This window comes from Streptomyces sp. NPDC101776, assembly GCF_044766845.1.
Taxonomy (GTDB): domain Bacteria; phylum Actinomycetota; class Actinomycetes; order Streptomycetales; family Streptomycetaceae; genus Streptomyces.
In genome coordinates this window covers 359,180-367,998 of the sequence record NZ_JBIWMV010000009.1, presented here as the reverse complement: position 1 = coordinate 367,998, position 8,819 = coordinate 359,180, and the positions used below count along the sequence as shown (strand labels likewise).

General features: G+C 71.5%; 6 protein-coding genes and 1 tRNA gene. 2 read left to right on the top strand and 5 right to left on the bottom strand.

The features are described 5' to 3' along the window. Nucleotides 1–137 precede the first annotated feature (137 nt). Together ACIRRY_RS28100 and ACIRRY_RS28095 are read right to left on the bottom strand one after the other, a co-directional pair. Nucleotides 138–1,376: a hypothetical protein gene (locus ACIRRY_RS28100; RefSeq protein ID WP_403977576.1), complete on the bottom strand. Its 1,239-nt coding sequence runs from the start codon at nt 1,374–1,376 to the stop codon at nt 138–140. Next, complete coding sequence (locus tag ACIRRY_RS28095; protein ID WP_403977574.1) at nt 1,373–1,939, bottom strand: DUF4365 domain-containing protein; 567 nt, start codon at nt 1,937–1,939, stop codon at nt 1,373–1,375. Before ACIRRY_RS28095 ends, ACIRRY_RS28100 begins: the two co-directional genes overlap by 4 nt. Before the next feature lie 181 nt (nt 1,940–2,120). On the opposite strand from ACIRRY_RS28095, the gene ACIRRY_RS28090 reads away from it, so the two are divergent. Further along, nucleotides 2,121–2,849: a 3'-5' exonuclease gene (locus tag ACIRRY_RS28090; protein ID WP_403977572.1), complete on the top strand. Its 729-nt coding sequence runs from the start codon at nt 2,121–2,123 to the stop codon at nt 2,847–2,849. 54 nt (nt 2,850–2,903) lie between these two features. Here ACIRRY_RS28090 and ACIRRY_RS28085 read toward each other — a convergent pair. Continuing rightward, nucleotides 2,904–2,975: transfer RNA gene (locus ACIRRY_RS28085), tRNA-Val, on the bottom strand. Nucleotides 2,976–3,014: 39 nt separating this feature from the next. After that, entirely contained in the window at nt 3,015–3,461 is a 447-nt protein-coding gene (locus tag ACIRRY_RS28080; RefSeq protein WP_403977570.1) for an SRPBCC family protein, read from the bottom strand. 105 nt (nt 3,462–3,566) lie between these two features. Between ACIRRY_RS28080 and ACIRRY_RS28075 the strand changes: the two genes are divergently transcribed. Beyond that, nucleotides 3,567–5,954 (top strand): SCO7613 C-terminal domain-containing membrane protein, encoded by a 2,388-nt coding sequence (locus ACIRRY_RS28075; protein WP_403977568.1) that lies wholly within the window; start codon nt 3,567–3,569, stop codon nt 5,952–5,954. Nucleotides 5,955–5,961: 7 nt separating this feature from the next. Here ACIRRY_RS28075 and ACIRRY_RS28070 read toward each other — a convergent pair whose 3' ends face one another. Next, on the bottom strand, nt 5,962–8,694 hold the full coding sequence (locus ACIRRY_RS28070; protein WP_403977566.1) for a Tat pathway signal sequence domain protein: 2,733 nt from the start codon (nt 8,692–8,694) through the stop codon (nt 5,962–5,964). Between the last annotated feature and the right edge of the window lie 125 nt (nt 8,695–8,819).

The following is an 8,819-nucleotide window of genomic DNA, read 5'->3' as shown; positions in this document are numbered from 1 at the left end:
AGCCCCACGCCATGAGCCCGGGAAGACCGTGAAACGAGCCGAAACCCTCACCGAACACATCCGCCTGAAACGGCAGCGAGGATAAATACCAAGCTAAGGGCCCCACCGCGAAACGGTCGCCCCCGGGCTCCCCTCCCTCAGTCCTCCCCGCTGCACGCCTCCTCGAAGAAGGCAGTGCTTTCCCCGTCCCCCTGAATCGACTTCATCAGCCGGTCCCGCTCCGCCTCGTCCACCTGCACGGGTACGACCCCGGAGGCGCCGGTCAGCCGCCGGAAGCCGCCCCGGCTCTCCAACCGCCCGTGCACCCGCACCGGGAGTCCGACGAGGTGGGCTTGCCCGGCTATCCGGTACGACTCCTCGTCCAGGGACATCCGGACGTGCCCGACCTCGGCGCCGGCGATCACCTGCATCCGTACGGTGCCCTCGCCGCGCGGCCCCGAGCGGCGCATCCGCACCACCGACCCGGTGATGCGCACGGGCATCGAGGGTTCCTCGCGCAGATAGCGGGCCCCGGCCGCACGCAGCACGGGCAGGTCGCCCGGCGAGAACTCGACGGCCTCGGCGGGCGCGGCACACCCCTCGGGCACCCCCGCGCCCGGCGCCCATTCGACGGCGATCCGCGCGCCCTCGGTGCCGCGCACGAGCGCGACGACGGCCTCGGTCAACTCCCGGCTGACGCCCGCCTCGACGGCCCCGTCGAAGGCGTCCATGCCGCCGGTGGCCCGCTCGTAGTCGATGGCCTCGCGGGTCGCGTACAGGGCCTGATGGAGGCGCACGGCCAGGGCGCGGCCGGAGTCGACGGGGATGAACGCGGTGAGCTGCCGGCCGCCGGGCGCTGAGCCGACGAGGACGTGGTCCAGGGACGCGGCGGCGGGGCGGCGGTGGCGGGCGCCGTAGTAGCCCGCTCGCGCGCGGTTGGCGAGTGCGGCGGCGAGCAGCATCTGGCGGGCGGCGGCGCGGAGTTGCTCCTCCACGGTCCAGGGCGCGGCACCGGTCGGGCCGGCCGGTCCGGTGGGGATGTCGCGCCACCAGCGGATCTCGTCGCTCGGTACGGCGAGGCCGACGAGGACCTCGCGGGCGGAGGGGGTGTTGCTGCGGGCGAGCGCGATGAGCGCCTCGCCGAGGAGGTCGTCGCTGTCGGGGAAGGCCCGGCTCTCGGGGACCAGCAGGCTGGTGCCCGAGCCGCCGGGCCCGGGTGGGGTCCAGCGGCCGTACCGTCCGGCGGCGCCGCCGCGCCGCTGCCAGCCGTGCCGGCGCAGCAGGGCGCCGAGGACGGCGGGGTCGACCTGGTCGGGCGCGGGGGGACCCTCCCACGAGGCGTCCACGGGATGCGGTCGCACCGACCGCAGGTGTTCCTCGCCCGAGCGGTGCCTCATGGCCTGCCTCCCGTCCCGACCCGCGTCATGATCTCGCACAGCGCCCGGTCGTCGAAGATGCGCGAGGTCGGTATGCGCACGGTGGTGCGGGTCCGGCCGGTGATCGCGTGACCGGCGAGGTTGACCCAGTAGCAGCAGTGCCGCAGGTCGAGCCGGTCGTGGCTGGCGCGCAGCCAGTCGTCCTGGGAACGCGGGACGAGCATCACGACCAGGATCTTGTGCACCGAGACCGGTGTGCGGGCGAGCTTGCGCAGATGGTCGTTGTCGAGCGTGAAGGAGAAGGAACGTCCCGGCAGGTTCGGCGGGATCTGGTAGGTGCACTTGAGCTGCACCTTGATGGTGACCTCGTCGTCGACGGTGTGGCCGGGCGAGCCGTGACTGACGTGCCAGTCGATGCCGTTGTCCGGAAAGGGTTGCGACAGCGAGCAGCCGGCCGCCGCGGCGACGGCGTGCAGATAGCCCACCTGCAACGTTTCCATGCAGGCGGTGGTGGCGAGCGATCCGCGATGGGGTGCCGTCCGTTCGGGCAGCAGCCCGCCCCGCTCGGGCTGCGCTATCACCATGGCCAACAGCCTTCCGAGTTCAGGTGAGTTGCTGTGCTGAATGCCTGATCGGGTCGCTGAACTGCAAAGACCCGCACTCCTGTTGTGTCCTTCCGGCGTACGGCGCAAACAGCCCGGGTATCACCAAACAGGCAGAAGACGGTACGTCAGCTGCCGTGGGTGAACGAGGAGTTGTGTACGTATGACGTGCTGGTACGAGGGCCCGTTGGCCGCGTTCGACACGGAGACCACGGGCGTGGATGTGGAGACCGACCGGATCGTGTCGGCCGCCGTCGTCGTCCAGGACGCCCCCGGTACCCGTCCCCGGGTCTCCCGGTGGCTGGTGAACCCGGGGGTGCCGGTGCCCGAGGGGGCGACGGCGATCCATGGACTGACGGACGAGCATCTTCAGCGCAACGGCCGCTGGCCGGCGCCGGTGATGCGTGAGATAGCCGACGAGCTGGCCGAACAGGCGGCCATGGGACGCCCGTTGGTGGTCATGAACGCACCGTTCGACCTGACGCTCCTGGACCGCGAGCTGCGCCGCCACCGCGCGTGCTCGCTGGACCACTGGTTCGAGTCGACGGCGCTGCGGGTGCTGGACCCCCGGGTCCTGGACAAACACCTGGACCGCTACCGCAAGGGCCGCCGCACCCTCACCGACCTGTGCGCGCACTACGGCGTCACGCTGGACGGCGCGCACGACGCGGGCGCGGACGCGCTGGCCTCCCTTGAGGTGGTACGCGCCCTGGGCCGCCGCTTCGCGACCCGCCTGGAGCGCCTGTCCCCCGCCGAACTGCACGTGTTGCAGTCGACGTGGCACGCGGCCCAGGCACGCGGGCTACAGGCCTGGTTCGCCCGCAGCGGCACCCCGGAGTCGGTGGACCAGTCGTGGCCGCTGCGCCCGGACCTGACGGCGGAGGCCGCATAAGCGCACGGGCACGACAAAAAAGCCGGTCCGCTGTTGCGGACCGGCCTTTCCCGGTGGGCGATACTGGGTTCGAACCAGTGACCTCTTCGGTGTGAACGAAGCGCTCTCCCACTGAGCTAATCGCCCGGGAACGCACCGAACAATACAGGCCCTCGCCGGTTTCCTTCAAACCGCTTCCAGGTACGCGAGGAGCCCGCGCCGTCCGGCCCGCATCATCAGCGCGTGGTTGAGGCGGAACACCGGCCGCCCGGGCACGGCGAACCACCTGAGCAACGGCCGGTCCAGGTCGACCTCCTGGTCGTAACGGGCGAGCGTGCCGGGGCCGTCGGCGGTGAGTGTCCAGCGGGCCCAGCCCGTCAGATCGCCGGTCATCGCGATCTCCAGCACCCCGGCGACCGGATCGCGCCGCACTTCGCACGCGGTGAAGGTCAGGGTGTACGGCAGGCTCGCGCGGATGCTGATGACACCGGTGGTGTCGTCGATCCGCTTCACCTCGCGCACCTGCGGCCACCAGCGCGGATACTCCTCGGCCCGCTCCAGCGCCGGGTACACGACGGCGGGCGGCGCGGGCAGGGACCACCGGGCGTGGAAGCGGTAATGGGTCCAGTCCATGGCGGGAGTCTGCCCGCTCGACACCCCGTCGTCTCTGAACAACTGAGTACATGGTGAGTACGTGCGCTCATGTCGAACGACGGCCCGGCGGCCAGACTCCGGAACATGACGCACATCCCGCCCCCGGCCGTGGAGTTGCGGCTCCTGGACGCCGAGCTGCTCCAACTGGACGCCCGCCGCACGCAGTTGCTGCACCGGCGGGCCTGGCTGCTGACCGTGCTCCAGCCGGCCTGGCCGGCGCCCGTCGCGCCGCCGCCCGCGGCAGCGCCGCCCCGCCGCGAAGCCACCGCACCCGGCGTGCAGAACCTGCTGCTCCTGCTCGGCGGCCTCCTGCTCACCCTCGCCGCGACGGCGTTCACGCTGGTCAGTTGGGGAAGCATGGGCATCGCGGGCCGGGCCCTGATCCTCGGCGCGGTGACCCTGGCGACGCTCGGCGCGCCCGTGGCACTGCTGCGACGGGGCCTGCGTTCCACGGCCGAGTCGCTCGCGGGCCTCGGTCTCGTCCTGACGGTGCTGGACACCTACGCGCTGCACGAGGTCGCGTTCGCGGACGCCGACGGCATGACGTTCGCGGCGGCAGCGACGACGGCCCTGGCCGCGCTGTGGACGGCGTACGGCATCGGAACGGCGGCGCTCCCGAGCCCGGCCTCCACACCCGCCACCCCCGCCTCACCGGCTCTCCGCCTCCCCCTGCCCGCCGCGCTCGTCCTCGCTCAACTCCCCCTGATTCTCTGGGTGATCGCGGCCGGTGGAGGCCCGCACACGATCACGGCGGCAGTGCTGGTGACCGCCGTGATCGACATGCTGGTCGCGCTCCGGGTCTCCCCGAAGGCCGTTCGTCTCGTCGCGATCGGCGGCGCGTTCGGCATGGGCGGCTGGGGCGTACTGGCGGCCGGGGCGATCTCCTTGTCGGCGACCGGTCCGGGCGCCGCCGCCCAGGCGACGGCGCTCCTGGTCCTCGCGGCGGCGGGCGCGTTCGGCGCCGCGTGGCTCGTCCCGGGTCCGGGGCTGCGGACGGTCGCGGCCACGACGGGCGGCCTGCTCGTGGTCGCCGCGCTCGGTGGCGTACTGCGAGTGCCCCTGTCCTACGACTGGGCGGTTCTGGGCTACCTGGCGTGCGGGATCGGCCTGTTGGCGTTCGTCCGGGGTCCGCTGCCCGAGCCGGTGCGGCACGGTCTCGGCCGGGCCTCCGCCGCCGTACAGGCGATCGCGCTGCTGTTGACCCTGCCGGTCGTCGCCACCACCCTGATCGGTCCGGCCGCGTTGACCTCCCACATCTGGTCCGGCGCACCGGACGACGCGCGTGCCGCGGCGACGGTGGAGATGGCGTGGCCGGCGCACGAGAGCACCGCGCCCCTGGTGCTCGTCGCGGTCGCCGCGGTACTGGCGTTCGCGGTGCGCAGCGCCGCGTGGCGGCCACGGGCCCTGGCCACCTCGCTGACCCTGGTGTGGCTGACGGCGATGATCGTCCCGACGGCACTCCAACTGCCTTACACCATCGGCCTCTTGATGACCGGGCTCATCATCGTGGCCCTGCTCTCGCTCACCCACCGCATCGCCACGGCCCTCGCCCTGTTCACGTCGCTCAACCTCGCCGCCCTTTCCCTTGCCTCCGAACCGGCCACACTCGCCGTACTCGCCTCGCTGGCCGCCCTGTTCGCGGGTGCGGCCCGGCGCGGGCGCCTCTCGCCGGTCTCGGCCGGCTTCGCCCTGGGCTACGCCACGGCCCTCGCCTGCGCGGTGGGCGAGGCTCTCGACTGGCAGCCGCAGCACACCGCGTTGCTGGTGCTCGCCGTACCGGTGGCCGCCGCGCTGCTCGCCGCACGCGTCACGGATCCGGTCACGATCCTGGTGGTCGAGATCTCGGGTGCCGTCGCGGGCGTCCTGGCGATCGGTCTCGCCGGGGCCGAACTGCCCGTCTTCGCCCTGGTGTTGGCCCTGTGCGGGGTGATCACCGCGGGCACGGCGCTCCGGCCCGAGCGCCGGAACCTCGGCTACGCGGCCGCCACCCTCCTCGTCCTCGCCACCTGGGTACGGCTGTCCGCGTGGGACGTCGGCAGCCCCGAGGCGTACACCCTGCCGGTGACCGTCCCGGCGCTGCTGGTGGGCGCGTTGCGCAGGCGCCGCGACCCGAACGTCTCGTCCTGGCCGGCCTACGGCCCCGGGCTCGCCGCGACGCTCGCCCCGAGTCTCCTCACCGCCTGGTCCGACCCGCACTGGACGCGCCCGCTCCTGCTGGGCACGGCCGCGCTGGCCGTCACCCTGATCGGCGCCCGGCACCGCCTCCAGGCACCGCTGGTCCTCGGCGGCGGCACCCTCATCCTGGACACGCTGCACGAACTCGCCCCGTACCTCGTCCAGGTCGTCGGCGCTCTCCCCCGCTGGGCACCGCCCGCCCTCGCCGGACTCCTGCTGCTCGCACTCGGCGCGACGTACGAGCAGCGGATCCGGGACGCCCGCCGGGTGCGGGAGGTCCTGGGGAAGATGAACTAGCCCTGGGCTAGGGCATCTTGTCGCCGAGCAGGGCCAGGTTCTCGATGGCGGCGAGGCCGTACAGCGCGGTGTCGTTCGACGACACCCACGCGGCCTCGCTGCCCGGCACGAGCGTCACCGGACCGGTCAGCGGCTCCGTCTTCCACGGGGACGACTCCATGTAGCCGTCGGAGCCGTAGAACTTCGTCCACGCCCGCTTGGCGAGCGTCGGGTCGTCGAGTTGTACGGCGGCGTAGGCGTCGAGGCGTGAATGGCCCTGGAAGAGCAGCAGGGTGCCGAAGTTGGAGCCGTAGCGGGCCGCCTGTTCGGTCTTGGAGGCGTTGAAGTAGCGGCAGTAGTCCATGTACACCTCCTTGAACTCTGGCATGTCGACCAGATGAATCAGCTCCGCGCAGAGCTCGTTGAGGCCGAAGACCGCCGAGAGGTGGGAGACGGAGACCACGGGTGCGGAGGCGACGGCGAACCTGCCGGTGTCGAGGTCGTACAGCCCGCTGCCCTGCACAAATCCGTTGGGCTGGGCAGCGATCGTCTCCATCGTGGACAGGACGCGCGCCTTCGCCTTCTCCCACTTGGGGCCCCTGCGCTCCCACTCGGTCAGCCACGCCGACACCAACCCGCTCCAGTCCGTGCCGAATCCGATCGACAGGGCGTGCCGGTCGGGCGTGTACGGCGCGGTGCGGATCTTGCGGATCGGATCGAGGACGAGGAAGGTCTCGTCGGAGTCGACGTTGGCGGCCATGAGGTCGCCGACGCGTTCGTCGGCGGTGAGGAAGTAGTAGTAGCGCCGGTAGGTGGTGTTGGCGATGCGTTGCTGCTTGGCGCTGTCGGCGTAGTGCTGGACGCCGTGCCGGGTGCCCAGGCCGGCCCATTGTCCGAGGTGGTAGACGTCGACCTCGCCGGTGTGCCGGGTGAGCGCCTCGGCGAAGCGGAAGATGTCCGAGCGGCCCGAGCGGAGGTACGCGAACCAGAGCCAGATGTCCGGTGACAGCTCGGAGTTGTCCCAGGCGTAGCCGCCGATGTCGTACCGCCACTGGTGGCGCACGGTGTCGTACGAGTGCATGAAGTCGCCGTAGTCCCAGAAGCCGTACCAACGGCGTTGCGCCACCTGGTCCTTGTAGTAGGTGAAGAGGAAGTCGAGGTGGTCCTCGATCTTCGCCTTCGCGGCCGTGGAGCGGTCGGGCTCGGAGTAGAGGCCGGGGCCGAAGACCTTGGACTTGATCAACTGCTGCGGCGGGGCGGCGAGTTGCGGCAACACCCGTACGACGCCCACCTGTTGGGCCAGCACATCCGCCGAAGGTGTCGACTCGTTGGCCCAGAAGAGGAGTTCGGAGGTGCGGGCGATGCCGTACGGGGTGCCGAACTCGGGTTCGTAGTCCTCGTAGGTGATTTCGAGGCCCTGGAGCTGTTCGGCGTAGGTGTCCTGGCCCATGCCGTCGTGGTAGAAGCGCAGGTCCATCGGCTGGGCCTCGGGCGACCAGAGCCAGAGGGTGACCTCGGCCTCGTCGGTGTGCGCGTCGCGGATGTCGAGCTGCGCGGGGAATTTCTCCCAGAAGTCCCGCAGCCCGAAGGAGAATCCGCCGCTCGCCCCGCCGACGTACCCGAATCCGGAGGCGTGTCCGCCACCGCCGGCGGGGATCCAGCCGTAGCCCTTCGTGGTCCGCTTGCGCAGGGTGAAGCCGTCGGCGGAGAGCTGGGAGAGGGTGTAGTCGCCCCACTGGGGGATGTACTGGAGGCGGGTCGTGACCCGTTGGTCCCAGGTGGCGGGATCGGCGAGTTTCCGGCCCGCGTACTGGGCCGCCTGGACGGTCGCGCCCGGGTCGCGACGCAGACCCGTGATGCCCTGAACTGCCTCCCGCAGCAGGCCTGTTCCCTCGCCGCCGATGCGGATGTGGCGGTCGTAGGCCGCGTCCCGCATCGGCACGGTGAAGCGGACGCCGAGGCCGCGGATGAAGTCGCCGCCGGCCCTGCCCGGTTCCACCGTGCCGTCGAAGGTGATCGTGTGCACCATGCGGAAGGAGTCGGCGCCCGCGTAGAAGTAGAGGCGGATCGAGAACGGCAGCCAACTCCGGCCGCCCTTGCGGTGTTTGCCGTCGATGCGGACCACTGCCCTTACCGGGCCGCCCTGTTCGACGGTGACCTCGCCGATCACCCCGTCGAAGCGCTCGGTCTTCACCGCGCCCTGGTCCTCGTCCTCGATCTCCGGCTGCCGGACGAGGACGAGCCGGCCGTTCCTGGCGATCTCCGTGCCGCCCCGGGTGACCGACTTGATGAGGGTGGAGCCGTTCTTGCCGATCTTCGCGGTGATGACGCCGGTCGACACGTCGATGGTGCCGCCGCTCTTGTCGACCGTCACCTTCTTGTCGGGGACGGCCGTGTCCCCTGCGGTGAGGGTGAGCTTTCCGCAGCCCGAACTCACCGCGTGCGCCGTCCACTTGAGCGATCCGTCGGGCCAGTACGCGATCGGCCAGGACTGCACCGGCACAGCCGCGCCCCCGGCGTCCGTCAGCGCGAACGTCTGGTCCTCCTGGTAGGTGCCCATCGGCCACGGCACACCGACCGTCGAACCGGGCGCCGCACCGAGACCGCCGTCCTCCAGCCAGTCGAGGGTCACCGGGTCGTCGGCCGCCGCGGCTCTCGGCGCGGCCTGCGCGTCCTTCGCTCCTAGCGCCCAGCTGAACTGCGCGGCGGCACCGGCGACGGCGGCCGCCTTGAGCAGGGACCTGCGGGGAATGGGAGACATGAGATTTCAGCCTTTCCTTCCGTGCGGGACGGCGGTGCGGGAGGTGTTCTTCGCGTTCGAGTGGTCAGGGGCATGACAGATAAAGGTGCGACGCCGGGAGCGCGCCGACCCGGTGCGAGGGCATC

Coding starts and splice junctions, on each gene's coding strand:
- ACIRRY_RS28100 (WP_403977576.1), bottom strand. CDS start 1,376: ATGAGGCACCGCTCGGGCGAGGAACACCTGCGGTCGGTGCGACCGCAT.
- ACIRRY_RS28080 (WP_403977570.1), bottom strand. CDS start 3,461: ATGGACTGGACCCATTACCGCTTCCACGCCCGGTGGTCCCTGCCCGCG.
- ACIRRY_RS28095 (WP_403977574.1), bottom strand. CDS start 1,939: ATGGTGATAGCGCAGCCCGAGCGGGGCGGGCTGCTGCCCGAACGGACG.
- ACIRRY_RS28075 (WP_403977568.1), top strand. CDS start 3,567: ATGACGCACATCCCGCCCCCGGCCGTGGAGTTGCGGCTCCTGGACGCC.
- ACIRRY_RS28070 (WP_403977566.1), bottom strand. CDS start 8,694: ATGTCTCCCATTCCCCGCAGGTCCCTGCTCAAGGCGGCCGCCGTCGCC.
- ACIRRY_RS28090 (WP_403977572.1), top strand. CDS start 2,121: ATGACGTGCTGGTACGAGGGCCCGTTGGCCGCGTTCGACACGGAGACC.